Here is a 26,306-nt window from a genome sequence, read left to right on the forward strand (position 1 = left end):
GTGTGACAGTACGGGGCGAGCGGAAAGGAAACCAGGACTCACGAACGATCACTGGGCGTTCTCCAGCGGTCGTTGGCAGCCCGGCTTTGCACCTAGCAAGATCCGACCTCGTACCCCGAAGCGCTCTGGCAGCTCTCAGTGATCTACCCGTATCGCGCCCCGCGCGCACGTTCGCGCACGACCTCGTGGCGCCGGCCGACACAGGTCACACGTCGGCTATCGGCCTGAGAGTGTCCAGCCACACGTCGAAGACGAAGCGTGTGTCGTTGGGGCCGCCCGACAACCACCAGGTACTCACCGTGGCGACGTCGTCAGTGATCTCTTCGATCGTGCATTGGATGCTGGTCGCGCATGGGTAGGCCGAGGTCGACCGCAGATCTCCGTCGAAGTAGGCGGTTTTGCCGACCAGTTGGTGAGGGCGGTCGTACACGTCGGCGAATTCCACCAGGATGATGCCCGGTTGCGGATCGTCGGTGAGCCAGTAGACAGCGGTGGCGGGCAGTTCGCATCCATCGCCCTCGCGCAGATTCGGCTCCATGGCCGTACAGTACCCATCGGGTATCGCGCGGGAATACCGGTTGAGCGGCAACCACATCACCTGACGAAGTACTACTGGCTTGTCACTTCGGCAGAAGTACCGGCTTTTGTCGTGGTCTCCGACAGTCTTGGGCGGCCGGGCGTGGGTCGTCAGCGATGTAGCCAGATTTTGCCAGTGGTGTCTTCGTCGGAGGCGTCGCAGCAGACGCCCACGGCCAGAAGTTGGCGTGTGCTCGGGGCGACGGCAAGGCCGGTGATGGTGTGGTCGGAGGCGATGCGTTCGCTTGTCCAGCGCCGGCCGTCGTAGTGAAAGACTCGCGCGGTGGGTGTGGTGGTGAAGATTCCGCCGTGTCCGTCGGCGGTGGCATGGGTGAACGCTTCGTTGAGGGCGGAGTCGGTCACGTTCGCCCACGTGTGCCCGTTCCAGCGCACGGCGACAGGTCTGGTCACGCCTTGGGTTGGTTCTGTGCGGCCGACCGCCCAGAGTCGGGTCGGTGACTGTGCGGCCAGCGCGTCGAGTCTTCCGTTTGTTCCGGCGAGTGCGGGCGGCAGCGGCACGGTGCGCCAACTCCGGCCGTTCCAGTGCAGGGTTACCGGCTTGTCCCGGTTGTCGCCGACGGCCCACACTTCCCGGGGCGACAAGGCATGCAGGGCGCGTACGCACACCGTCGATGGCAGGGCAACGGTTGACCAGCCCGCGGCGGTGTAGTGCTGCAGAACCGAACGGCATGTGCCGTTACCGTCCCGCCGCCGGCCCGCCACCCACACGTCGTCCGGCCCTGCGGCGGTCGCCGCATCGACCATCAGGCTGGGCTCGTGCCAGGTGCGTGTCCACTCGCTGCCGTTCCATCGCGCCGCGCGGGCTCCCTGGGCCCAGCCGTCAGGGGTGGGCTGTGCGCGTCCGAAGACCCACACGTCGTCCGGCCCCGATGCTGTCACCACGCTCAGGCCTTCCAGGCCGAGCCGCTGGGGTACCTCGACCTTGGTCCACGCCTCGCCACCCCACCGCATGGCGACCGGTTCGGTCCCCTCGTCCCCCACGGCCCAGGCGTCGTTGTCCGCGGTGGCGACCACGCCCTTCAGGGTGCCGGGGTTGTCGGTGTGGCCGGCCTGTCGCCACGGTCTGGAGTCGGCCGTCGCGCGCGGAGGCGGGCTCTCGGGCGCCGCGTGCTTCTCGCCGCCGGGCGTCGCGCAACCGCCGAGGGCCAGCGCCAGGACCGTGCTGAGCACACCAGCCGCAAAACGGCGCACTGGCCACCCCCCTCTTCATCCCCATCAAAGGCTGGATCGTACGAGACAGGGGATGAGGCCCGCCAGGCCCGGCATCCCATCGACGGCGCCCCGGCGCCCATCGAGCTCAAGGTGGCGCTCACTGAGGGGCGGTGCCGGATGGTCGGAGCAGGCGCCGGCAAGTAACGTCGCCCCAGCCCCACAGCTGTTGATCCGGGAATTTCTGACCATCGTGGCATCCGCCCAGGGCGTAGGCGCGCCATGTGAGTTCATAGGCGAAGTCGGTCAGGGCGACTTCAGCTCTCATCGGCGGCGTTTCCGTCCCCTCGAGCAGTCGGCAGACTGCCATGCCCGCGCGACGCCGCTGAGTGTGACTCCGAATCCGCTGCCGTTGACCCGACCCGCAGTCGACGTCTGCGCCGGTCGTCGGGCTCAGACGGTGGTGCTCTGGTCGGGGAACCCCGTTTGTGTGCGGTGGGAGGCTGCGACCTCGCAGGCGGCGCGTACGAAGGCGGCGACGGCCAAGGAGCGGGCTTCGTGGGGCCACGCGACGGCCAGTGTGCAGTGCGGCAGGTCGCTGACCGGCCGGTAGGCGATGCCGGGGCGCGGGTTGCGCCGGGCGACCGAGACGGGCGCGAAGAACACGACGCTGCCCGTCTCGACCAGGCTGAAGATCTCCGACAAATTGGAGGCCGGCCTTGTCACCCCGGGCGAAGGTGGCGCCATTCGGCCGCTGTCGGCAGGCGCCCCGCCGGGGAGGCTCCGGCCGGCCAGGTCGGCCAGGCACAGCTCGGTACGGGCGGCCAGCGGGTCGGCGGCGGCCATGGCGACCAGGACCGGCTCGGTCAGCAGCGGCTCGCTGTCCAGCCCTCGGTCGTCCACCGGGCGGAGCACGAGTGCGACATCGGCGAGGCCGTCGCGCAGTGCCTGGGGCTGGTCGCCGAACCCTCCGAGGACCAATTCGGGTGGCAGGGCCGCGGGGTCGGTGCTGTAGGCGTCCAGGATCTGCGGCAGCAACCCGCCGTCGATGTCGGCCTTGAGGGCGATCCGCAACCGGGGCGAGGCGCTGCCCGCATGCCGAGCCCGATGGGCAGCGGCGGTGACCGCCTCCAGGGCGGTTCTGGCATCGCGCAGCAGGACCTCTCCGGCGCCAGTGAGCCTCACCTGCCGGGTGGTCCGCTCGAACAGCGTCACGCCGAGCTGTCGTTCAAGGTCCCGGATCGTGCGGGACAGAGGGGGCTGTGCCATACCCAGCCGGTCGGCGGCGCGCCCGAAATGCAGTTCCTCCGCGACCGCGACGAAGTACCGGAGCTGCCGCACCTCCAGATCATTCATACCCCCAGGGTATCAATGGCTGCCCAGATGGTCCTTCAGCTGCGCCCGTGCGCCGGGTTCACTCGAAGGCGACCGCCCGGCACGCCCCCTGTGGTGCGCCGTCGACCGCCACGCATGGAGGCACTCATGATCGTCATCACTACGCCGACCGGAGACATCGGCCGACAGGTCCTGCACCGAGTCCTGGACAGCGGTGAAGCCGTCCGGGTGATCGCCCGCGACTCCTCCCGCCTCCCGGAGCACGTGCACGCGCGGGCGGAGGTGGTGGAGGGCTCACACGCCGATGCGGACACGATCGCGAAGGCGCTCCAGGGCGCCGATCGCCTGTTCTGGCTCGTACCGCCGGCCGGCTTCCGGGACGCCGGCCCCGCCAAGAGCCACTACCTTGACTTCACCCGCGCCGCTGCCCATGAGGCCGCGAGCCAGGGTGTGCGGATGGTGCACGTCACCTCCCTGGGGCATGGTTACAACGGCGAGGCCGGACTTCTGTCGGCCGCCCTCCGCATGGACGAGCTGATCGAGAGCACCGGCGTGCCCCACCGGGCGCTGGCGCTGCCGTTCTTCATGGAGAACCTCCTGCACCAGGTCCGGCTGATCACCCAGCAGGGTGTGTTCTCCATGGCGAACAGCGCCGATCGGCCATTGCTGACCGTCGCCACCCAGGATGTGGCCGCCGCGGCGGCAGCCCTTCTGCTGGACACCACCTGGACCGGTCAGGCCCGCGTTCCCCTGGTCGGCCCCGACAGTCTGACCCCCGACGCCATGGCCGAGATCATCTCCGAGACCCTGGGCCGCACGGTCCACTACCGGCAGGTGCCGGTCGCGGACTTCCAGGCCCAGATGGTGCAGGGCGGCGCGAGCCCTTCGCTGGCCCAGGACATGGCCGACATGGTCGACGCGCAGAACAACGGCATCTACGACGCCGAACCGCGTGACCCGAACTCCGCCACCGCCACCGGGTTCCGCCAGTGGTGCCAGAACGTCCTGAAGCCGGCCGTCCAGCCCTGATCGGCACGCCTGCCAGGGCTCGGCGCGGCCGCCTCACCAAGGCGGCGGCCATACGGTGAACTGCTTGCCGTGCTGCCGCCTACCGGCTCGCCGCCCGCGTGAACACCCACTCCGCGCCTGAGGCTCGGCGTTCGGGTTCGGACCTGCGGGCACGCGGTCACTCGCCCGGCGGGTGGTCCGTCGAAGCGGCCAGGGCGTCCTGTGTGCGGAAGTCGGCCAGGCGCCGTTCCAGGGTGTCGATGGTGCTGCTCAGGGCCTGGGAGCCCAGGACGATGCGCAGGGGCGCGGGGCCCTGGCCGACGCTCTCGATGATCCGGGCCGCCATCCGGGCGGGGTCGCCGACGGCGAGACCGTTGGCCGGGTCGAGCATGGCGCAAAAGGCGTGCGCCGGGTTGCCCTCATAGGCCGGGAGCGAGTCGGCGACCTGCGCCGAGCCGTAACGGAACTCGGTGCGGGCGCCGCCGGGTTCGACGATCGTGACCCCGATCCCGAAGGGGGCGACCTCCTGGGCGACGGACTCGCAGAATCTCTCGATGCCCCACTTCGTGGCGTGCTACATGGAGTTGCCGGGAAAGGCGACCTGACCGCCGTAGCTGGACAACTGAATGATGCGGCCACGGCCGGCCTCGCGCATGTACGGCAGGGCGTTGCTCGACACCTCGGACGTCTACGGGGCGCACTGTGCGGACAGCTTTCAGTTGCCGCGAGACGCCGAACCGGTCGTTGACCCGGCCGAACTTGGCGTCGCCCAGCGGCATGAGCACGGCACCCTCTCGGCAAGGGCCGCGAAGAGGCGGTCCAACTCAGCTTCGGATGCGCACTGTACGGAGAGGGAGACCGCGGGGGGCGGAGCTGAAGTTGTGCTGCGCGAAACTGTCGATGCACATGAACCACTCGCCCGCGAGCGTGAAACGTCGCATGCTCCACGCTCCCGGTCTTGCCGGGACGTCGCCGGGATGCCGCCAGGCTGCGGCCGGTGTCGGTGAGAGCGGAGCGTCGCATACTGGCGGCTGGCCGTCTTACGTCCACTGCCACGTCGACAGCATGACGTCCAAGTTGTGTGTGGTGTCTGCGAAGTTGCTCTCATGGTCGGTGAGTTCGAGGCGCAGTTGCTCGCTTCCCCTCTCGATCAGGACGATGTGCAGATTCTTGTCCGGCACGTCCAACACCAGCGCCCGTGCTCCGGCGATCGTGGTGCGGTGTCCGCCCTCGGCCAGGACCGACGGGGCCACGTCGTCGATCGGCCAGCGCGTGGTGCGGCCGATCCATACCCTGGCTCGTTGACCGAAGCCCGGCTTGAGCAGCCCCATCTGCGCCTGCACCGTCTTCTGTCCGGTTGCCGGGTGTGCCGTGGTGCCGCTGAACTCGTACCAGCCGGGTGCCAGGTGCATACGGAAGTCCCCACCGTCGACCCACCCGTGGTCGCCGATGCTGACCCCGGTCAGATACGCGGGATCGACACGGCTGTGCTCGACGAGCGTGACTGCCCCCGCGGACAGGGCGGTGGCCGCCGTGACGACCAGCGCTGCGAGGCGCCGTCGAGGCGTCCGCGAACCGGCCTCGGGACGGTTACGGGCCGCACCGTCGCCGACCAAGGCGGCACGGGTGCGGAGGGCCCGCTCCCGCAGCGCCGCGCATGGCAGCAGCAGCACCGCGACGGCCACCGCGGTCCAGCCGAGGAGAACCTGGACGACAACCCACATGCCGGCCCCGACAGGCGGGGTGAGACATTCCCGGGCGGACACCGGCCCCTCGAGGACGTCCACGCAGTTGCCGAGGGTCAGCTGTGCGATGACGACCGCACTGGACGCCGCGACGGACACCGCCGCCGTCAGCAGCCCATGGGCGAGTGGCCGGTGCCGGGCCCGCGCAGTGGCCACCAGGGCGGTCGACACCACGGCGACGACAGCGGCCGCCATGTGCAGGAAGTAGAACCGCGCAAAGAATTCGGTGTGCCAGCGTTCCACCAGCGGTAGCCGGTGGCCCAGCGCCGAGGTCAGCGGCAGGAACACCATCAGCAGCGCCACACCGGTCAGCGCGGTGCGCAGTGATCTGCGGACCTCGCCGGCCCCGGTTGCCGTCGCTCCCGGCAGTGCCTCCGGCCGTGCCGGGAGCGACGGTGGGGTGCGCCACCTGCGCCACACCACGGCAGGGACCGACAGCACCGCCATCACCGCTGCCATGGCCAGCAGCAACGGCGCCAGCCCTGTCGTCACCACGATGGAGATCAGGGTGACCGGCGCGTTGTAGGACGCCGCGAGCCTGAGCATGTCGAGCGCCGGGTTGTCGTCGAGGCCGACCACGGACTGACCCACCAGGACGGCCTGCGTCAGGAAGGTGTAGCCCACGGCTGCGAGCACGACCGCGCACACGAGCGCGGCGGGCAGGTGCCGCCCCGAGTACGGCACCGCCCTGCTCGCTGTCATCCTGTGCCAGCAGGCCACGGCCTCGGCGGTCAGCCTGGGCGTGGGTACGGTCGCGAGGAGGACCAGGATGATCCATCCCGGGATCCAGACCAGGACATCATGCGGGTCCGTCCGGGCGATGAACGAGTCGGGGGAGGCAAGGGGACCCAGCACCGTGCCGGTGGCCAGCCCCAGACCGTAGGGCCACATGCGGCGGGGAGCGCCCTCGGGGTGGGCGGACTCGTACCGCCAGCGGCCCACCACGACGACCGCCGCCACCAAGACGCCGGGAACCGCGCTCATCCACAACGGTACGAAGACGACGTTGCCGAGGACGGACAGGCCTCGCAGTCCCAGGAGGGTCACGGTGGCCGTGAGCCCGGCGCCGACACCGCCCCAGTATCCGAGTCCGAACGGCAGGCTCCTGCCTGCGAATCGACGCGCCCGTTCGGCCGGTGTGGGGTGCAGTGTGCGCAGGCCTGCCACCACTCGGTGGCGCGGCGCGGGCATGTCCCGCAGCACGCGAGGCAAGGCGCTCGCGTCCCCTTCCCACTCGGCGACCCGCGCGTCCGCCTGGAACTCGCGCGAGCGCACCAGGGCGGCCAGGAGCAGCAGGGTGAGGACGCCCAGCAGCAGCGCCTGCGCCACGGGGCCGAGGACGAAGAGGCGCAGGGGACCGGAGCTGACGAGGCGGTTCACCGAGTCCGCCCCCAGCACCATGCCGAAGGACGCTGTCAGGGTGAGGGCGAGGTAGGTCGGCTCGATGTCCCGGTTGCGCAGGTGTGCCAGTTCGTGCAGGACGACCGCGCGGAAAGCGGGCGGGTCGGTCCGGTGGCGGACCACCAGACCTGTGCTGAGCGCCAGTGTGCGCCGCCGGGGCAGGCCGAAGACGAAGGCGCAGGGCACCGCGTTGAAGGGTTCGAGGCGGAAACGCAGACGGCCCAGGCCGGCCAGCCGTCGCAGCCGCTCCAGTTCCTCCAGCAGGTCGGCCGCGTCGTCGGCGGACAGGGGGCTCAGCCTTCGGCGGCGCTCGTGCCACGCGGGATGGATCAGATAGAGGAACAGACCTGTGCCGAAGACGGCGCCCAGACCGCCGAGTTGGTACGCGAGCAGACGATGTCGTACCGGGGCCATGCATTGCCCCCACTGCGCCACCCGTCGCGATTCACCCTGGTACGCATCGATGACCGTTTGCAGATCGAGTGGACCGGCCGGCGGCTTGGCCGCAACGCTTTCTCCCATCTGCTCCAGACACTGGGTGAGGACCCGTCCGTGCCGCAGTGCCTCCGGGGCGGGAGTGAGCAGCGTCGAGAGGAACACCGAACAGGAGAGCGTGATCATGATGAGGAGCAGGACGAAGAGGAACGTCGTCTCGACGGGCGGCCCGGACCCGCTTCGGCGGCGCACCGGTTTCTGTCCCGCGGCGGCGGTCGCGGGTGCACCGGGCGGAGCGCCGTCGCGGGCTGTCTCTGGTGCGGTCACGTGTGCTCGCCCCTCGGCTGCTCGGCAGCGGGTGACGCTGCCGGCCCTTCCGGGTCCGCGCCCGGCTGTTCAGCCGTGCCCGGAGCCGGCGGGGCGTCCTGCGCCGTAAGGGTGCCGGGCGTAACCGCATCGTCGTGAGGGCCCTGCAGGGCGCCGACGACGGCATCCGCCAAGAGCCGCCGCTGCTCCTCGGGCAGGCCCATGGCTCCCGTCTGCTGCAGGACCCGCCGGTGGACTTCCCGCAGATGTTCGGGGCTGAACGTCACCGTTGGCTCCTCACCGGCCTCCGCGCCGAATCGTGAGCGCAGACCGGAGAGGAGTTCCTCGGCCCTCGCGCGCCCTGCCCGCACGGTCGCCCCCGCGGCCTCCGCGCAGAGCGTGTCCCAAAGGCGTCGGCAGACCTCCAGTGCCAGTGGGCTCAGGAGCACCACCGCTGTTTCGACCCCGATGCCGAGAAGCGTGTCCCGGCCCCTGCGGTCCAACCGGATGCCCCGTCTGAAGTACTCATCGCGCATCACCCCGAAGGCCGGCACTTCGCCTGGCGCCCGGACCGCGACGACCTTCCGCGCGAGCGCCCCGACGACCCGCTGGCCGTTTTCCGGCAGCCGTGTCGACAACCTCCACCCCCCGAGCAGACAACTGATGTGGCAGACACGGTATGAAGTCGGGTGCGCTACTCAGGCGTTTTTACCTATAAGGGCCCATAGAAGGAGTGCTGGTGATATTGCCGGGATGTGACCCCACGGCCTGCTTGTCGACATGAGGGACACCTACCACCTCGTGGACAGTACGAGCGGGTGGACGCCAGCAGGTCTCCCGTACGGCTGATCACATGGGCGGGGTTGGGCCGCAGGGAGTCCAGGAGCAGCTTGGTGCCGAGTCGCACCCTGCGGCCGGGCGCGCGCGACGGCGTCGGCGCCGTGCCGGCGGCGCGGGCGGCCAGGCTGCGCGGATGCTCCAGCTCGGTGTCGCCCAGACGTGGCGCGGCGGCGAGGGCGTCGATCACGGACGGGCCGGGGCGGGTCTCCGCGCCGCGCTCCAGACGTGCGTAGTAGTCCACGCTGATACGGGCCAGGGTGGCCAGCTCCTCGAGGCGCAGCCCAGGGGTACGGCGCGGCCCGGCGCCGGTCGGCAGGCCCGCCTCCTCGGGGGACACCTGGCCCGCCTGGCACGCAGGTAACGCCCCAGCTCGGTGCCGCTCCCGCCGGTGTTGTGCTCACGATCCATGCTGTCGACTGTGGCCGGGCGCCAGCCCGCGACGGTAGGGGCGTGGGGTGCCCTGCCACGGCACTGAACACAGGTCCACGGCACGGCCCGGTCTGCCACATCGCGTGTGCACGCGGCAGTGTCGCTACCCGTAGCCGCCTGGCGGCCGCGCTTTCGACAGAGCCGAGCTACACCCCTTCGATAGTTCTCGGAGTCCGTCGCTCGACCGGTGGGTTCGCGTGGGCCTGTGCCGCCGTTCGCCACACCTCCGCCGCCAGGTCGATCATCTCCGCGTTCTGTGCCTGCTCCGCTAGCTCGGTGAGGTCCGTGATCGCCGAGGCGTCACCTTCCGCGATCCGGATCTTGGCCAGCAGCATGCGGTAGCGGATCTGATCGCGGTAGCCGAGCAGGAGCGGGTCCTGTTCGATGGTGTCGCACAGGCTCTGGGCTCCGGTGAAGTCGCCTCGCGCGTAGTGGAGTTGAGCAGCGAGAAACGTGTACTCCTGTTGGTTCGGCGGGGTGCCGACGAGATCGAGGGCGGGCCTGACCTTCGCCAGGTAGCGCTCGACGGCATCGAGGCGCGGGGGAGCGGCCTGGAGGGTGAGCGCGGCGGCCGCCAGGTGGAGGCGTACCCACAGGGAGAGGTCCTCGCGGCTGCTGACCGCGGAGAGTGCCTTGTCCAGGAGCAGGCCCGCGCGTTTGTGGTCGCCGATGCGGGTGGTGACGGTGGCCGCGGCCCACCAGGCCTCCGCGGCGAGTGAGCCGGTGCGGTCATCGAGGGAGGCGCAGATCTCGTCGCTCAGTCGCTTCGCCTCGGCGAGGTCGCCCAGTTCGGCCGCGGTGGAGACGAGCAGGATCCTGAGGCGGGTCCCGTCGTCGGTGCCGAGACCGACCTCCTGCGCGAGAGACAGGCCCTCGCGGGCGGTGGCGCGTGCGTCGTCGATGCGGCCCAGCGACCGCTGGCATCGAGCGAGGCGCAGGCGGGCGTGAACGAGGAGCACGGGATGGCCGAGCTCCTCGCTCACCCGCACGAGGCGCCGGAGAGTGTCGTACTCCTCCCGGCGGTGGCCCTCCTCGCTCAGGAGCTTGGCGAGTTGGGCGTATGCCTGCCACCGCAGGGAGGGGTCGGCGTCGGTGTCGGTCTCCAGCGCCTGTTCGAGCTGGCGCCGGAGTTCGTCCTTGGCGGCCGACTCCCACAGTGCCGCCGTGGTGACGAGGATGTCCGAGAGCCCGCTGGCTTCGACCTCGTCGAACGCGCTCACAGGAACGTTGAGTTTGGCGGCGAGGAGTACCACGCTCTGCGGTGTGGGCGGGCGGGAGCCCGCCTCCAGACGCGACACGTAGGCGGCCGACATGCGCGGACCGGTGAGGCTGGCCTGCGTGAGCCCCTGCTGCTGTCGGAGCTGGCGGAGGCGACGGCCGAATGCCGGCTGTTCAAGCATTGTTTTTCCTTACGAACAGCCCCGTCCTCGAATTGTCAACACATTAGCGATCCTTTACTCGAGCTGTCAAGGAACGGGTGTGGTGGGGTGCCCGGTCCTCGGCGGGGCGGGGCGCTCCGGTCATGGAGTCGGGGTGGGCCACTCGATCTCCAGCGGGACCGCGGGGCCGGGCGTGGGCCACTCGATCTCCAGTGGGGCCGCCGAGTCGCGCACGGGCCATTCGATCTCCCGGACCGCGTCGGTCGCGGCTAAGCGGTCGGGTGCCCCTTCCGCGTGGGCCGAAGTAAGGGTGAGCAGCGTGGTCGCCGCGAGCGTGGCCAGAACGGTGAGGCTGGGGGCGAGGCGCATGGCAGTTCTTTTCTCCTGAGTCGGGTGCGTTCGGGGGACCGGTCCCTGCGGGTCGGTCCGTACCGTCGTCGTCCTCTTCGGCGGCGCGTGGCCGCGCATCGAAGCTAGAGGTCCGTGGTGAAGGAAGTCAATCCTTGACAATACTTGACTAGCTTGCCTACTTTTCATGTTGAACTAGTTGGAGACTTTGGGGGCGGGGGTTCTGGAGTGGTCCGTGAGGGGGCGGACAAGGTATCCACGAGGCGTCCGGAACCCTCTCGGTGTGCCCGGACACCGGATCGCCGGCCGTGCACGGCCCGACCGGCCGACGCGCGAGCGAGCGGGACGGCCCCTTCCTCACCGCTACGGGCGCCGTGCGGCGCCGGAGGTTGCATCCCGTGGACATTCGAGCATTCACGTACTTCATCGCCGTGGCCGACGAACTGCACTTCGGCAGAGCTGCGAAGAGACTCCACATCTCGCAACCCGGCCTCTCCCAGGCGATCAAGGTGATGGAACGTGAGATCGGCGCCCCTCTCTTCCACCGCTCGCGCCAACTGGTGTCGCTGACCGCGATCGGCGAGGAGCTCCTGCCCAAGGCGAAGCGCCTGGTCGAACATGCCGAGGAGGTCACGGGCTTCGCCAGTGACATGGTCGACCGGCATCACACGACCCTGAGCCTCGCCCACACCGCCTCCGCGAGCCTGGGCCAAGCCCACGAGCTGACCTCGGCGTTCCGTGCGGTTCGTCCGCACATCAACGTGCGGACCTCGGCCGGGTACAGCTCGCTCAACGTGGAACGGGTGCGCGCCCGCCGCCTGGACGTGGGCTTCGTACGGCCGCCGGTGGACCTGGGACAGGATCTGGGGCTCCTCGGCGTGGGGCACGAGGAGGTTCTCCTCGCCCTCCCCGCGGCCCATCCGCTGGCCGGCCGGCCGACGGTCCGCTTCGCGGACGTGGCCGACGATCCGCTGGTCTACTTTCCCCGCGAGACCGGCGGCTTGTGGGAGTCGATCATCCGAGCCGTCTATCCCGCGGGCCGGACCCCGCGCATCGTCCGCGAGGAGCCCGACGAGGTCCATATGCTCATGGCCGTCGCCCAGGGACACGGCGTCACACTGGTCACCCGGGACGCCGTAGCCCTGCTCGACGTGCCCGGCGTCGTACTGCGCCCGTTGGAGGGCGCTCCCACCGTCCCGCTGGCCCTGGTGTGGCGCAAGGACAACACCAAGTCCGCTCTGCGGACCTTCCTGTCCTTCATGGCCTCGGCCACGGACCAGCGGCCGCGCCCCGCCCGGCGGGAGCAGCAGGCTCCCGCCGAGGCGGCCAAGCGCCGACGTCACACCACGCAGGCCGTAAGGGCGGGCGCCGCCGCCCGCTCCGAGGCCCCCGAGACGGCCGTGCGGATCTCCAGAGTGCAGCACTTGGCGCTGCCGCCGGCCTTGAGGAGTTCCGAGAGGTCGATGCCGATCGGGTTGTAACCGCGCCCGGCGAGCTGCTCCGCCAGTCGCGTGGCCGCCTGCGGCAGGACGACGTTGTACCCGTCGGAGACGGCGTTGAGGCCGAAGACCCCGGCGTCCTCGGGCGAGACCAGGAGGGCGTCGGGGAACAGCCGGCGCAGCACCGCCCTGCTGCCGGGGGAGAACGACTGCGGGCAGTACATGATCTCGTCGTCGCCCAGCACCGCCAGCGCGGTGTCCAGGTGGTAGAAGCGCGGGTCCACCAGGCGCAGACCGATGACGGGGCGGCCGAAGAAGTCCTGGGCTTCCTGGTGCGAGGCCGGGTCGGTACGGAAGCCGCAACCGGCCAGCAGCCAGCTCCTGGTGACGAGATAGTCGCCCTCGCCCTCGTTGACGAACTCGGGATCCCGTACCTCGGAGAATCCGTTCTCGCGGAACCACCGGGAATAGGCGGGCCCCTCGGCGGCGCGCTGCTCGTTCCGGAATTTGGCGCCGAGGACGCGCCCGTCCACCACGGTGGCGCCGTTCGCGGCGAACACCATGTCCGGCAGACCGGGTATCGGGTCGATCATTTCGACGGTGTGCCCGATTTCCAGGTAGACATCGCGGAGGCGCTCCCACTGAAGGACGGCCAATTCGCGGTCGACCGGCTTCTCGGGATGCATCCACGGATTGATGGAATACGTCACGTCGAAGTGTGTGGGCCGGCACATGAGATAGCGGCGCGGAACTGCGGTTCGGTTACTGCGCTCAGCCATGGCAACTCTTCTCTCGGGTCGGGCCGGTCGGGCCCCGGGGCGGATGTCCTCGGCGCGCGGGAGGGGAGGAGACGGGTGGTCGTTGTGGGCGGTCAGGTCAGGGGGCTGTCCTTGACTACCAGCGGCGTCTTGTTCGACCGCTCGTTGACGGTGAAACGCTCGACCGCCCGCACCGCGAACGCGTGAGGCGCCTCGGTCTCCACCTCGTAGCCGAGCCGGTAGACCTGGGTGAGGACCGTGCGGTGCACCTCCGCCTCGACCTCGGCCGGGTCGGCGTCCTGGGCGGTCTTGATCCGCAACTCCATCCGCTCCGCGGGGGAGCCGTGGTCGAACAGCGCGATCTGCACGTCCCGCACCGCCGGGTGCAGCCGGGTCGCCTCGACGATCTCCTGAGGGGTGACCAGGATGCTCAGGAACTTCATCTGCGGGTCGTCGCGGCCCACGACCCGCAGTGCGGTGTCCTCCCGGCCACATGGGCAGCGCACGAACTCGCCCAGGTCGCCGAGCCGGTAGCGCACCACCGGGTTGACGCACTCGGGGTGCAGATTGGTGACGAGGATCGCCCCGTCCACCAGCTCGACGTGCTGGTAGGGCATCACATGGAAGGTGTCCAGGGCGCAGGCGGGGCCGTTGTGCCCGATCACCCAGGTTTCCGTCGACCCGTACACACCGTGCAGCTCCGCGTCCGGAAGGACCCGGCGGACGATCTCCAGCGCCCGGTCGCCGAACGGCTCGCCCGTCCACAGCAGCTTCCTGAAGGCCGGGGGAGTGCGGTCCGTGCGCTCGTAGAACTCCAGCAGGTTCCCTATCTGGCTCTGCGTGGCGTTCAGGGCGGTCGCGTCGAGCAGCCCCACGAAGTCCAGCCACTCGCCGAGCTGGGCCTCGTCCACCGCGCCCAGCGGGATCGTCACCGCGCCGGCCTGGTGGGCCACCGCGTTGAAGAAGTTGTGCGACGAGGACAGTCGGCCCGGGGTGTCGTAGTTCACCAGGACGTCCCGGTGGTCCAGCGGGCTCCACTCGGCGGCGATCGCCTCGATCAGCTGGCCGCTGGCGATGAAGCTCAGCTTCGGGGTCGAGGTGGTGCCGCCGCTGCCCAGGACGATGGAACCGTGCCGCCGCGAGCGTGCGACGCGCAGGACATCGGCGAGAGCGCCACGGAAATCGTCTTTCGTGAGGATCGGCAGATCGTGCAGTTCCGGCTGCGCGAGGGTCCGCGCGTCGTCGTACCGCTCACTGAGGGACGGAATCTCCGCCATGCGTTCCAGCAGCGCGGGAACCGAAAGCGCCGTTTCGTTTCTCGTCATGCCAACAAGTAGGCCCGGCTGCGTGATCGGCTGTCCAAGCGGATTTCCCACTCACGTGATCAGTGCCGCTTATCGCGGGTTGATTCGAGATGGTTATTGGACGTGCCGCAGCGGCTGTGGCTGAATTCTGGAAGCACGCTTCGATGAGTTGCCCACATGCCACAGCGAGTTGGGAAGAAAGCATGTTGATCCGTGATGAGGCGGGACTGAGACTGCTGCGACAGGCGCAGGAGGAAGCCCTGCGGGCGCGCCGGCACCCACCCACGAGAGACTTCCACACTCGCAAGCTGTCCGCGGTATGGGCGCGAGCCGCCAAGTCGCAGGCGTTCCGGGACGTCGGGGCGTTCTCCTGGGACCGCTTCGAGCGGCTCCCGGTCACCCCTAAGGACCGCCTGAAGCGGGACCCGTGGAGCTTCGCGGTGGGGGAGCTGGCCGAGGCGGCCAAGTACTACGAGACCACGGGCACCTCCGGCCGGGTCACCCCCACCCCGCGCCATCTGGAGGACATCGTCTGGAACACGGTCTCCGTAGCCGAGGCATGGCGCCCCGTCCTGAGCGCCGACGACCGGGTCGCGATCCTGCTGCCCTCCGACATCGTGCCCGTCGCCGACCTCATCGTCGGCGTCTGCGAGTACCTCGGACTCCCGCACACCCGGATGTACCCGTTCGCCACCGGCATCTCCGACTGGGACCGCCTGACCGGCCTCTGGTCCACCCTTCGGCCCACCGCGGTCTTCGCGGCCCCCGGTGTACTGATGCAGCTCACCCGCCTGCTCAGCCAGCGCGGCACACTTGCCGAACTCCGAGTGGTCGGTAAGTTGATGCTCCTCGGCGAGGTCAGCACCCCGGCCCTGCGCAGCCGGCTGGGTGCCTGGTGGGACGCCGTCGCCTACGACGTGAGCTACGGCAGCACCGAGACCGGCACCCTCGCCGCGACCTGCCCGGCCGGGAAGCTCCATCTGCTCACCCACGCCCACTACTTCGAGCTCACGGACGGGGAGCGCACGACGCCCCTGCCCGCCGAGGGCACCGGACGCCTCGTCGTCACCCCCCTCAACCTGCACGCCCGGCCGCTGCTGCGCCTGGACACCGGAGACGAGGTGGAGGTCAGCAGCGACCGGTGCGACTGCGGCACCCCCGCCCGCACCATCGTCGTCCGCGGCCGGTCCAGCGACGGGCTGCACGTGCGGGGCGTCGACCTGGCGATCCACGACGTGGAGGAGATCGTCTACGGGCTGACGACGGCCACCGGCTACCTCGTCGAGCTCGACGAGGCCGGCACACAGGCCCGGCTGCTTCTGGAACGGGCGCCAGGAGCCGATCGCGCCGCCGAGGCCGCGGATGCCGACGCCGTACAGCGGGCCTGCCAGGACCGGCTGGGTCTCGCGTGGGACCGCGTCGCCTTCCTCAACGCGCTGCCCTCCACCACCAAGAGCGGCGGGTCGCAGAAGAGCTGGAAGCGCACCAACGTACGCGTCGTGGAGAGCACCCGATGACCGCCCCCGCCCAAGCTCCCGTGCCCCTCCGGCCCGCCCCGGACCTGTCCCGCCCGGCCGGCGGCGCCGTCCTGGGCGAGCCCGACCTGTGGTGCACCTACGCCGCGACCCGCACCCTCGCCTGGCTCGGCCGGACATCCGACGCCACCGACCCCGAGGCCACCGCCCGCTATCTGGCCGGCCGCCGCAACGCCGACGGCGGTTACGCCTGGTCCGTCGGGATGCCCTCCGACGCCTGGGCCACCTTCTACTGCACCCAGGCGCTCACCGACCTCGGCCGTCCCGTCCCCGAGTCGGAGGCGACCGCCGCGTGGCTGGCCACCACCTGGACCGGCGACGCGTACGCCATGACACCCGGCCAGGACGCCGAGGTGTGGGCCACCCACTTCTCCACCCGCACCACCCTGGGCCCGGCCCGCTCCGCCGTACCCGACCGGGAACGCCTGCTGGCGTGGCTCCGCGGTCTGCAGACCGCGGACGGCGGCCTCTCCTGGAGCCCTGGCCACACCACCCCCGACGTGCGGGCCTGCCACTACGGCGCCGCCGCCTGGGCCGCGCTGAACGCGCAGGAACCCGTACGCCCCCCGTGGGACCTGCCGCGCCTGATCGGCTGGATCCAGGAACAGCAGGCCCCCGCCGGCGGCTTCCGCTTCTCACCGGACGCGGACACGCCGTGCATGTGGGCCACCTACCGGTCCGTCGCCGCCCTGCGCATCCTGGGCGCACTGCCCGCCCACGACATCGAACCGTGGATCCGCTCGCTGCGCGGCCCCGGGCGGGCGTTCGTGCGGTGGGAGGGCTATCCGGTGGAGGACGTGTGGGCCTCCTTCTGCGCCGTGGGCGCGCTCGTCGGTGTCGGCGCGGACCTCACCTACATCGCCGACGACGTGGTGCGCAGGATCGCGGAACTCGCCTGCCCCGACGGCGGCTACACCTACCGCGAACCATCCCTCGCCGCCGACGCGCTGACCACCGCCGCCGCCGTCCTCGCGCACCCGGACGATCCCGCCGCACCGGCCCACCGGGACTGGCTGGAAGGGTGCCGACTGCCCAACGAGGCGGGCCTGATGTACATGCCCGGCCGTGGCAGCGAGATCCGCTGCACCCTCTGGGGCCTTTCCGCCGGGGCCTTCGCCGACCCCGCCCGCCATGCCCGGCAGCGTGCCGACCTCCTCGACTGGCTCCGCTCCCTGCAGAACCCCGACGGCGGCTTCGGGTTCTGGGAGGGCAGAGGCTCCGACCACCTGTCGACAGCCGCCGCTGTCGCCGTGATCCGCCTGCTGGACGCCGAGGCGGGTGACGTCCTCGACACCGACGCCCTGGAAGGCTTCGTCACCCGCGGTCCCGGCGAGGGGGCACGCGCACGCCTGCGCGCCCTGCGGGTCCGCCACGCCCTCGGCCACCAGGACGACGCTCCCGTGCGCGCCGTCCTCGATGCCCACCGGGTGCGCGGCGGAGGCTGGGCCGACACCGGCTCGCGCATGCCCGACCTGCTGTCGACGTACGAAGCGGTGGCGACGGCGGACCTCTTCGGCATCGCCATCGACCCCGAACACCTGCGCCGATTCGTCGACCGCGTCCACACCGCCGACGGCACCGCCTGGACCCCGCTGGCACCCGCCACCGGCGGTCCGCTGGCCGACTGCCTGGGCACGCTGCTGCGGCGCCGGGTCGAGCAGGGCCCCACGGGCTCCCTGCCGGACCTGGTCTTGTCCTAGCAACTGCCCCTCACAGCACCCCGGCCGACCTCACGGCGTCCCCGAGGCCCCCACAGAAGGCACTCATGCCCACCATCGACATCCTCGCCCCCGATCTGACCGTGCCCGCGCGACGAGCCGTGGCCATCCGGCTCACCCGGTACCTCACCGCACGTGGTGTCCCCGCCGGCCATGTCGTCGTGCACTTCGCCACCGCCCGGCCCAACTCCCTCTTCACCGGGGGGATGCCCGCAGAAGCGCTGCCGGCCGTCGACACCGGACTGCACCACGCACGTGTGAGCGTGTGCGTGGGCCCCGACCGCGACGCCGCCTTCCGCGCCGACCTGGCGCGGGAGATCGCGGCGGCGCTCGGCATGACGGAGCGAACCCCCTTCCTCTACATCGAGTTCCGCCCCACCGACCCCGCGCTCGTGCATCTCGCCGACGGCGGACGCCTCCGGCTCGCCGCGCCCTCGCCCGTTCCCTGAGCCGTCGAGAGGCCTCCCGCATGCCCCCCGTCCCCCGAGCCCTCGGCCGTGCGAGCGCACCAGCGACCGGAGCAACCGCCCCTGAAAGGCAGGACCCCTCATGACCACGACCGTCCCCGCCCTCGACGAACTCACCATTCAGGTAAGGGCCGCGCTCACCCCCGTCCTGGGAGACGCCCTCGCGGCGGTCGCGGACGACGCCGAACTCGCCCGGGCCCTCGGCGACCGCTACGACAGCCTCACCGCACTGGAGTGCGTCTCGCGCGTGGAGGCCGCCTTCGACGTGGAGGTCGACTTCGTCGCCCACGACGTCCGGCACGTCTTCGCCACGGTGGGTCGCATCGCCGCCTTCGTACGCGACCTGATCGAGGACCGCACAGCCCTGGAAGCCTCGTGACGCCCCTGCTCAGCCCCGTCGCCGACCACGCGGTGGACGAGGTCCCCTTCGAGACCTCCGGCCACAGCGGCGATCCGGCGCGCTGGTGGCGCACCCCAGGCCAACTGCGCGACGAGGCACTGCTGGTGGCGCGGACGGCGCTGGGCGCCGTCGAGCAGGTCGTCTGCTTCGCACCACCCCGCCACCTCTTCGGACGCCTCTTCGGCGTCGTCCTGCCCGAGCTCCTGGACATCCCCGTCGTGCCGGCCTGGGACGACCCCGTGAGCGTGCCCGCCCCGCGCCCCGGACGGCGCACCCTCTACGTCTGCCTGCCGTCCAGCTGGCTCGTGCTGCGCTCCCTGGTGCCTTCCACGGCCGACCACGCGGGAGCGGTCGCCCTCCACGGCACGGGGCCCGCCACGGCCACGGCGCGCAACCTCGTGCGGGACCGGCAGGGCACCCCCTTCACGGCCGTCGAGGTCTTCGGCTCCACCGAGACCGGCGCCGTCGCCCTGCGCCACCTGGCCGCCGATGCCGCGGCCGAGCTGCCCTGGCAGCTCCTGGACGACGTCGTCGCCCACGTGGAGGACGACGGGCGGCTCACCGTGCGCGGCCCCCGCCTGGCCCGGCCCGACTCCCGCGACCGGCCCCTCACCGCGTGGACCATGGACGACACGGTGACCCTGGCCGGACCCCGCTCCTTCCACTGGCGTGGACGGACCTCCCGGATGATCAAAGTCAACGGCGTCCGCTGCGACCTCGCCGTCGTCGAGGCCGCGATCACCTCCGCCTTCCCTGGCACCGAAGTGGTCTGTACGGCCACCGGCGACTCCGTACGCGGCGAGCGCTACGACCTGTTCCACACCCGGGGACCCGACCGCATCGACCACCGGGCCGTCCGCACCGCCCTGGCGTCGGCCCTCCCGGGCTGCCCGCCTCCCCGCGCCGTCCACCGCGTCGACCGGATCGCCCGCTCCGCCACCGGCAAGCCCCTGCTCAACCGGCTCACCGCCACCTCCACCTCCACGACTGTCTCCCCGACGACGACGACGAGTCCGGCATGACGACAACCCCCGCCCTCGCGCCCCCCGTCCAGCCCCCCACCGCCACCACGGTCTCGGACTTCCTCCAGGCCTCGGGACCGGACCGGGTACTCGCCCTGCGCCCCGGGGACCGCGCCCGCCTCCGGGCGAGCCGCGCCTCGCTGGCCCGGATCGCCGCCCGCCGCCCGGTCTACGGCCTGACGAAGGGCTTCGGCCCCCTGGTCACCTACGACGCCGACCACGACCCACACGTCCAGGGAACCGGGCTCCTGGACCACCTCACCACCGGTCAGGGCCCTGCCCTGTCACCCGAGGTCACCCGGACCATGGTCTGGCTCAGACTGCGCAGCATGTCCCTGGGCCGGTCCGCCGTCGCCGTCGACGTCTGGGACGCGCTCGCCGCCCAGTGGAACCGGGGCTTCACCCCGGTCGTGCCCCAGGACGGCAGCCTCAGCGCCAGCGGTGACCTCGTCCCCCTCGCGCACGCCGCACAGGCGGCGGCCGGCAACGGCCACGCCTGGCGGCGCGACCCGGACGGCGACTGGCACCAGGAACCCGCCGACCAGGTGCTGCGGGCCCTGGGCGCCGACCCGGTCCACTGGGACGCCCGGAGCGCTCTCGCGTTCGCCAACGGGACCAGCGCCTCCCTCGCCCAAGCCCTGCACAACCACGTACGACTCCACGCCCTGGCCCTCGCCGTGGCCGCCGGCACCGGACACCTGGCGGGGCTCCTCGGCAGCAGTCCCGAACCCTACGACGACCGGCTCTCCGCCGCCCGCGGCCACCACGGGCAGCGCCGGGCCGCCGCCCTGATCCGGGCGGCACGCGCCGCCGTCGTCCGCACCGAGGACGCCGCGCGCCGGCTCCAGGAACCGTACTCACTGCGCTGCGCCCCGCAGGCCGTCGGCGCGGTACTGGACCAACTCGACTTCCAAGGACAGGTGTTGATCACCGAGGGGGAGGGCACCACCGACAACCCCGTCTTCGTCGACGACGACGTCCTGCACGGCGGCAACTTCCACGCCGCGCCCGTGGCCCTGGCCAGCGAGCAGCACTTGCTGTGCCTGCACCAACTCGCCTACCTGGCCGAACGCCAGCTCCACCTCGCCCTCGACCCGCAGCACAACGGCGGCCTCCCGCCCATGCTGACCCCCACCCCCGGACGCCAGAGCGGACTCGCCGGTGTGCAGATCGCCGCCGGTTCGCATCTGAGCGCGATCCGCCAGCACGGCTACCCTGCCTCGTTCACCCCGGTCCCCACCAATCTCGGCAATCAGGACCACGTGCCACTGGCCCTCAACAGCGCCAACGCGGTGTCCGGTGCCCTGGACCGCGCCTGGTGGATCGTCGCCTCACTCGCCCTCGCCCTCAACCAGCTCGCCCACCTGAGCGGGACCACCCCCGCGCCCGGCATCTGGCGCCAACTCGCCGCGGACTGGACCCCTCTGGACCGCGACCGCCCCCTGGCCGCCGAGGTCGCCGCAACCGCCCGACGGATCGAACGCCACTTCACACCTCCCCAGGGACCGCGCCGATGACGACAGCGACACACCGGATCCGCCTGCCCGCCGCCCAGCAACCCCCCTGGGACAGCGAAGAGCTCGTCGAAACCGTCCGCGCCGACCTCGCCACGCTGCCACCCCTGGTCGACGCCGGCGCCGTGCACCGGCTGCGCACCGAGCTCGCCCGCGCCGCCCGGGGCAGCGCCTTCGTCCTCCAGGGCGGCGACTGCGCCGAACCCTTCCTCGACTCCGCACCCCCGAGAATCACCGCCAAGGCCACACAACTGAGCCAGCTGGCCGATCTGTTGGCCGCCGGCACGGCCCTGCCGGTCACCCGGATCGGCCGGTTCGCCGGGCAGTACGCCAAGCCCCGCTCCCGGGCCGTCGAGACCCTCGCCGACGGCACCGTACTGCCCGTCTACCGCGGCGACGCCGTGAACCGGCCCGCCGCCGACCCCGCCGCGCGCCGCCCCGACCCGGCACGGCTGCGCGCCGCGTACGACCACGCCGCCTCCTGCCTGGACACCCTCCTGCTCCAAGGCCACCTGACTCACGACACCGCCGGCTCCGTGTACACCAGCCACGAAGCGCTGCTCGTCGACCTGGAGGCGCCCCTCGTACGCGAGGACACCGAAGCCGCAGGCCACTACAGCTCCTCCGCGCACATGCTCTGGATCGGCGAGCGCACCCGGCAACTCGACGGCTGGCACATCGGATTCGCCGAAACGGTGAACAATCCCGTCGGCGTCAAACTGGGCCCGCACGCCTCGCCCGACGACGTGCGCGAACTGTGCGAACGGCTCACCCGGGGCCACGGCGCCGGACGCCTGTCGCTCATCACCCGCCTCGGGGCCACCGAGACCGCCCGCCGGCTCCCCGCGCTCGTCGAAGCGGCGGCCGACTTCACCGGCCGCGTGGTCTGGCTGTGCGACCCCATGCACGGCAACACCGTCCGCCACCCCTCGGGACGCAAGACCCGCCTGCTGACGGACATGCTCCGCGAGATCACCGACTTCTTCGCCGTGCTGCGCGCCCACGACACACCCCCCGGCGGCCTGCACCTGGAGATGACGCCCGACGACGTGACCGAGTGCGTCGAGGACCCGGCCGGCCTCGCCACCGACACGCTGCCCCGCTTCCGGTCCACCTGCGACCCGCGCCTCGGCCCCGACCAGGCCCGCAGCCTGCTCAAGGCGACAGCCGACCTGCTCGCGCGAAAGGACACCCCGTGACCACCGCCACCCCCCGCCTCCACGTCGTCGTCATCACCCGATGGCAGGAGCGCTACGCCGAATACGGCCGCTACCTCGACCACGGCGACCACACGGTCACCTACGTCGCCACCGAGGTGGCCCTCCCGGCGATACCCTCCGCCGCCGCCGACATCGTCACGGTGAACAGGACCGACGACCTCGACGAGGTCCGCGCCGCCGTCGGCCTCCTGGCCGGGCGCCACGGCCGCCCCGACCGGATCGTCGCCCTCAAGGAGGACGACCTTCTGATCGGCGCTGCGCTGCGCGTGGAATGGGACTGCCCCGGCGACCGCCCGGCCGACCTGCTGCGGTTCCGCGACAAGCACCTGATGGTCCAGGCCGTGGCGGCCGCCGGAGTCCCCACGCCCGCGAGCGCCGCCGTGACCGGCACCGCCGACGTCACCGCCTTCGCCGCCGCACACGGCTGGCCCGTGGTGCTCAAGCCCCGCATCGGCAGCTCCAGCGCGGGCGTCGTCCTAGTCCGCGGCCCCGAGGACCTCGACGCGTCGCACTGGGCCGAGCCGATGCTCGTCCAGGAGTTCCTGCCCGACGCGATCTACCACGTGGACGGGATCTTCGACGGCACCGACCTGATGTGCTGGCGGGCCTCCCGCTACGTCAACACCTGCCTGGGCTTCCGCGAAGGCACCTTCCTGGGGTCCACCGAGGAGGACGATCCCGCGGTACTGGCCCCGATAGGCGAGCACACCCGTGCCGCCCTGGCCGCGCTGACGGACCGGCCCACCCCCTTCCACCTGGAGGTGTTCGTCGACCCCGCCGACAGCACCTGCCGCTTCCTGGAGGTCGGGGCCCGCGTCGGCGGCGCCGAAATCCCCTTCATCTGGCGGGAACTGCACGGCTACGACCTGATGGAGGCCGCCTTCCGGCTCCAACTCGGCCTGCCGGCGCACCCCGTGGGACCGCTGCCCGCGGCACGCGTCGGCGGCTGGCTGCTCATCCCGGCACCCGAGGCCAGGCCGTGCCGCGTCACCGAGGTCACTCCCATGACGGGCAGGGAACCGGGGCCGTACGCGGAAGTGCTCCTCAAACCCGGCGAGGTGCTCCCCGCGGCCGACGCCTACTACGAACACGTCGGCGGACGCTTCCGGTTCCAGGCGGCCGACTCCACCACCGTCGAGCACGCGCTGATCACGACGGCCGCCGCCTTCCGGGTGAGCGCCGAACCCCTCGCGCTCACCACCGAACACTGACCCCCGCACCCCCAGGGAGGGCACCTCCATGTCCGTCAAGGGCCACGTCGTCATCGTCGACGCCTACCACCCCACCCGCCGTCTCGCCCCGGAGTTCATCAAGGCCGGATACGCCTGCGTGCGCGTGCAGAGCACCCCCGAAGTGCCCATGGTGTACCGGTCCACCTTCAGCCTCGACAACTACGCCGCCAACATCGTGCACCAGGGCGACCTGGCCGAGACCGTGCGCGCCGTGTCCGCGTACGCACCCGTCGCGGTGGTACCCGGCGGCGAGTTCGGCGTGGAGTTCGCCGACGTCCTCAGCGAAGCCATGTCCCTGCCGACCAACGGCACGGCCCTGAGCCCCGCGCGCCGTGACAAGTACACGATGGTGGAGACCATCAAGAAGGCCGGCGTCCACGGCGCCGAGCAGATCCTCGTCACCGACGAGGAGGAACTGCGCGACTGGCACGCCAAACTGGGACGCCGCGTCGTGGTCAAGCCGATCCGGTCCACGGGCGGCGACGGCATCCACTTCTGCGACACCCCCGAGCAGTCGGTCGACGCCTTCCGGGCCCTGGCCCGCGCCCAGAACTTCTTCTCCGTCGACAACGAGGGCGTCGTCGCCCAGGAGTACCTCGTGGGCGGCGAGTACGTGGTCAACACCGTCAGCCGCGACGGCCACCACCACGTGACCGACATCTGGAAGACCACCCGGATCACCGCCAACGGTGTCCTCGACCTCTGCGACTCCGTCCACCTGCTCGCCCGCCGCTCGCCCGAGGGCACCGTGCTCGGCCGGTACGCCGAGGAGGTCCTGGACGCCCTCGGCATCCAGCACGGTCCCGGCCACCTGGAGGTCAAACTGACCCCGGACGGCCCCTGCCTGGTGGAGGCCGGCGCCAGGATCGCCGGCGGTGACATCCCCTACTACGCGAGCCTCGGCACCGGCTCCTCACAGATCGACTGGACGGTGGACGCCTACGTGGCACCGGAGCGCTTCCACGAGCGCCGCCGGAGCGACTACGTCGTCGAGCAGCACTTCGCCTCCGTCGCCATGATCTCGCCCAAGTCCGGCACCCTGAAGCGGATCCGGCACATGGACACCATCGAGAAGCTGGAGAGCCTGCACGAGATCCGCCCGCTGGTGGCGCCCGGCGGCGAGATCCGGCCGACGGTCGACGACCTGACCTACCCCATGATCGTCAATCTGCGGCACGAGGTCGCCGAGGTCGTCCTGCGCGACTACGGAACCCTGCGGTTCCTCGACGGCGAAGGGCTCTACGAACTGTCATGAGCATCCAAGCCGACACCCACCCGGCCCGCAGGGAGGCGGCCACACCGGCCACCGTCCACGCCGTCCACGACTTCCTGTCCACCACCACGACCGCCGTGGGCCCCCTGCCCGAGCTGCTCGCCCTGCCGCTGGCGGAGCGCCACCGCCTCCTGACCACGGGAGAGATCGACGCCGAGGAGTTCCGCAATCGGGCCGCACACTGGGCGGCCCATGCCGACAGCCACTACCGGGCCTGCGCCGAGCTGCGCGAACCGACCGGCGGACTGCGGCTCGGAGTCAAGGACACCGTGGACGTCCAGGGCTTCGCCACCCGGCTCGGGCTGCGCCGCTACCGCCACCACCCGCGCGCCACAGCCGCCGTACTGCACGGTCTCACCCACGCCGACGTCGTCGCCAAGGTGGTCACCACCGAGCTGAACATCGGTGTCGGCTCGGGCTGCGTGAACCCCTGGTTCCCGCACATCGACCCCGCCGGCTCCAGCACCGGTTCCGGCGTCGCCGTCGCCGCGAACATCTGCGACGTCTCGCTCGGCACGGACGTCCTGGGGTCCGTGCGCTGGCCCGCAGGGCGCTGCGGCGTCGTCGGGCTCCGCGTCACCCACCACCCGCGGAACCTGCCGGGCGTCTTCCCGCTCTCGCCCGCCATGGACGCGCCCGGCTGGGTCGCACGCACGGCCGCCGACCTGGCCTTCGCCTGGCAGCACCTGGGACTGGGCGAACCCGTGCCCGCCGGCAACCGGCTGCGCGTCGCCATCCCCCGCGAACTCGGCCGCACGGGCGTACTGGACGCGGAGATCTCCCACGCCCTCACCCGCACCGCCGGACTCCTGCGCACCGCAGGACACGACGTGGTCGAGGCGGACCTCGGCGAACTGTGGGACTGCCGCGCCGATGCCTGGCAACTGTGCGCCCGCGACGCCTGGGACGGCTTCCAGCACTGGCGCGCCCGCATCGACGACGACCTCCTCGACTCGACGCACGCCGCACTGCGCGCCGGCGCCGACGTGGGCGACGAGGAGTACGCCGCCATCCGGGACCGGATGACGCGGCTGCGCGGCTCGCTGCACGCTCACTTCGCCGACCGGGGCATCGACGCCTGGCTGCTGCCGCTCGACCCCGCGCTGCCCCGGCCGCGCGGGACGGCGCCCCCCGCCGCCTCCACGATCCCTGTACCGGGCGACCCCCGCTACGACCGGGAGATCGGCTTCACCCCGGTGGCCAGCTTCGCCGGGCTGCCCGCGATCACCTTCCCGACCGGTGTCGACGCCGCGTCCGACGCGCCCCTGGCCATGCAGCTCCTGGCGGGCCCGCACCAGGAGGGGGCGCTCATCGCGGCGGCCCGCGACGTGTCCGACGCGCTCGGCGACCTCGGCCTGCGTCCTCGCGACGCCTCCGGTCCGTGGGGCGGCGCCGGACCGCGTCCCGCAGGCATCGACGCTCCACCCGTACGCGGCACCGCGAAGGAATGAC

Annotated in this window: 22 protein-coding genes and 1 pseudogene; 12 read left to right on the forward strand and 11 right to left on the reverse strand. The window is 71.4% G+C overall.

What is annotated here, in order from left to right; all coding sequences use genetic code 11:
- Window positions 1–205: 205 nt before the first annotated feature.
- The 3 genes from ACWGIS_RS07745 to ACWGIS_RS07755 form a co-directional block, all read right to left on the reverse strand.
- Window positions 206–538: a hypothetical protein gene (locus ACWGIS_RS07745; RefSeq protein WP_453361489.1), complete on the reverse strand. Its 333-nt coding sequence runs from the start codon at window positions 536–538 to the stop codon at window positions 206–208.
- A 149-nt stretch (window positions 539–687) separates the two neighbouring features.
- A complete protein-coding gene (locus tag ACWGIS_RS07750) occupies window positions 688–1,767 on the reverse strand; it encodes a hypothetical protein (protein ID WP_453361490.1) in 1,080 nt (359 codons plus the stop codon).
- A gap of 432 nt (window positions 1,768–2,199) precedes the next feature.
- Window positions 2,200–3,102 (reverse strand): LysR family transcriptional regulator, encoded by a 903-nt coding sequence (locus ACWGIS_RS07755; RefSeq protein WP_453361491.1) that lies wholly within the window; start codon window positions 3,100–3,102, stop codon window positions 2,200–2,202.
- A gap of 126 nt (window positions 3,103–3,228) precedes the next feature.
- Between ACWGIS_RS07755 and ACWGIS_RS07760 the strand changes: the two genes are divergently transcribed.
- On the forward strand, window positions 3,229–4,110 hold the full coding sequence (locus ACWGIS_RS07760; RefSeq protein WP_453361492.1) for an NmrA family NAD(P)-binding protein: 882 nt from the start codon (window positions 3,229–3,231) through the stop codon (window positions 4,108–4,110).
- Window positions 4,111–4,267: 157 nt separating this feature from the next.
- Here ACWGIS_RS07760 and ACWGIS_RS07765 read toward each other — a convergent pair whose 3' ends face one another.
- The 6 genes from ACWGIS_RS07765 to ACWGIS_RS07790 form a co-directional block, all read right to left on the reverse strand.
- Window positions 4,268–4,480, reverse strand: a complete 213-nt coding sequence (locus ACWGIS_RS07765) for a hypothetical protein (RefSeq protein WP_453361493.1) — start codon at window positions 4,478–4,480, stop codon at window positions 4,268–4,270.
- Between the two features lie 649 nt (window positions 4,481–5,129).
- A complete protein-coding gene (locus ACWGIS_RS07770; protein ID WP_453361494.1) occupies window positions 5,130–7,997 on the reverse strand; it encodes a M48 family metalloprotease in 2,868 nt (955 codons plus the stop codon).
- Complete coding sequence (locus tag ACWGIS_RS07775) at window positions 7,994–8,614, reverse strand: hypothetical protein (protein WP_453361495.1); 621 nt, start codon at window positions 8,612–8,614, stop codon at window positions 7,994–7,996. Before ACWGIS_RS07775 ends, ACWGIS_RS07770 begins: the two co-directional genes overlap by 4 nt.
- A gap of 74 nt (window positions 8,615–8,688) precedes the next feature.
- Window positions 8,689–9,153 (reverse strand): helix-turn-helix domain-containing protein, encoded by a 465-nt coding sequence (locus ACWGIS_RS07780; RefSeq protein ID WP_453361496.1) that lies wholly within the window; start codon window positions 9,151–9,153, stop codon window positions 8,689–8,691.
- Window positions 9,154–9,391: 238 nt separating this feature from the next.
- Window positions 9,392–10,645, reverse strand: a complete 1,254-nt coding sequence (locus ACWGIS_RS07785; RefSeq protein ID WP_453361497.1) for a helix-turn-helix domain-containing protein — start codon at window positions 10,643–10,645, stop codon at window positions 9,392–9,394.
- Window positions 10,646–10,765: 120 nt separating this feature from the next.
- Window positions 10,766–10,993 (reverse strand): hypothetical protein, encoded by a 228-nt coding sequence (locus ACWGIS_RS07790; RefSeq protein ID WP_453361498.1) that lies wholly within the window; start codon window positions 10,991–10,993, stop codon window positions 10,766–10,768.
- Window positions 10,994–11,370: 377 nt separating this feature from the next.
- Between ACWGIS_RS07790 and ACWGIS_RS07795 the strand changes: the two are divergent.
- Window positions 11,371–12,228, forward strand: a pseudogene (locus ACWGIS_RS07795) (LysR substrate-binding domain-containing protein); the annotation flags it as partial.
- 83 nt (window positions 12,229–12,311) lie between these two features.
- Here ACWGIS_RS07795 and ddaH read toward each other — a convergent pair.
- Window positions 12,312–13,190, reverse strand: a complete 879-nt coding sequence (ddaH, locus tag ACWGIS_RS07800) for a dimethylargininase (protein ID WP_453361499.1) — start codon at window positions 13,188–13,190, stop codon at window positions 12,312–12,314.
- Window positions 13,191–13,282: 92 nt separating this feature from the next.
- On the reverse strand, window positions 13,283–14,494 hold the full coding sequence (locus tag ACWGIS_RS07805) for an AMP-binding protein (RefSeq protein ID WP_453361500.1): 1,212 nt from the start codon (window positions 14,492–14,494) through the stop codon (window positions 13,283–13,285).
- Window positions 14,495–14,676: 182 nt separating this feature from the next.
- On the opposite strand from ACWGIS_RS07805, the gene ACWGIS_RS07810 reads away from it, so the two are divergent.
- The 10 genes from ACWGIS_RS07810 (at window position 14,677) to ACWGIS_RS07855 (ending at window position 26,305) form a co-directional block, all read left to right on the forward strand.
- Complete coding sequence (locus ACWGIS_RS07810) at window positions 14,677–15,990, forward strand: phenylacetate--CoA ligase family protein (protein ID WP_453361501.1); 1,314 nt, start codon at window positions 14,677–14,679, stop codon at window positions 15,988–15,990.
- On the forward strand, window positions 15,987–17,708 hold the full coding sequence (locus ACWGIS_RS07815; RefSeq protein ID WP_453361502.1) for a prenyltransferase/squalene oxidase repeat-containing protein: 1,722 nt from the start codon (window positions 15,987–15,989) through the stop codon (window positions 17,706–17,708). Before ACWGIS_RS07810 ends, ACWGIS_RS07815 begins: the two co-directional genes overlap by 4 nt.
- Window positions 17,709–17,773: 65 nt before the next feature.
- Entirely contained in the window at window positions 17,774–18,175 is a 402-nt protein-coding gene (locus tag ACWGIS_RS07820; RefSeq protein ID WP_453361503.1) for a tautomerase family protein, read from the forward strand.
- A gap of 100 nt (window positions 18,176–18,275) precedes the next feature.
- Window positions 18,276–18,572 carry a phosphopantetheine-binding protein gene (locus ACWGIS_RS07825; RefSeq protein ID WP_453361504.1) on the forward strand — a complete coding sequence of 99 codons (297 nt, stop codon included), beginning with the start codon at window positions 18,276–18,278 and terminating at the stop codon, window positions 18,570–18,572.
- Window positions 18,569–19,615 (forward strand): acyl-CoA synthetase, encoded by a 1,047-nt coding sequence (locus ACWGIS_RS07830; protein WP_453361505.1) that lies wholly within the window; start codon window positions 18,569–18,571, stop codon window positions 19,613–19,615. Before ACWGIS_RS07825 ends, ACWGIS_RS07830 begins: the two co-directional genes overlap by 4 nt.
- Window positions 19,612–21,132 carry an aromatic amino acid ammonia-lyase gene (locus ACWGIS_RS07835; protein WP_453361506.1) on the forward strand — a complete coding sequence of 507 codons (1,521 nt, stop codon included), beginning with the start codon at window positions 19,612–19,614 and terminating at the stop codon, window positions 21,130–21,132. Before ACWGIS_RS07830 ends, ACWGIS_RS07835 begins: the two co-directional genes overlap by 4 nt.
- Complete coding sequence (locus ACWGIS_RS07840; protein WP_453361507.1) at window positions 21,129–22,328, forward strand: 3-deoxy-7-phosphoheptulonate synthase; 1,200 nt, start codon at window positions 21,129–21,131, stop codon at window positions 22,326–22,328. The genes ACWGIS_RS07835 and ACWGIS_RS07840 overlap by 4 nt, the downstream gene beginning before the upstream one ends.
- Window positions 22,325–23,560, forward strand: coding sequence for an ATP-grasp domain-containing protein (locus tag ACWGIS_RS07845; RefSeq protein WP_453361508.1), 1,236 nt, complete (start codon window positions 22,325–22,327; stop codon window positions 23,558–23,560). Before ACWGIS_RS07840 ends, ACWGIS_RS07845 begins: the two co-directional genes overlap by 4 nt.
- Before the next feature lie 28 nt (window positions 23,561–23,588).
- Complete coding sequence (locus tag ACWGIS_RS07850; RefSeq protein ID WP_453361509.1) at window positions 23,589–24,836, forward strand: ATP-grasp domain-containing protein; 1,248 nt, start codon at window positions 23,589–23,591, stop codon at window positions 24,834–24,836.
- A complete protein-coding gene (locus ACWGIS_RS07855) occupies window positions 24,833–26,305 on the forward strand; it encodes an amidase family protein (protein WP_453361510.1) in 1,473 nt (490 codons plus the stop codon). Before ACWGIS_RS07850 ends, ACWGIS_RS07855 begins: the two co-directional genes overlap by 4 nt.
- Window position 26,306 lies beyond the last annotated feature (1 nt).

It is taken from the genome of Streptomyces sp. NPDC054842 (assembly GCF_053611025.1).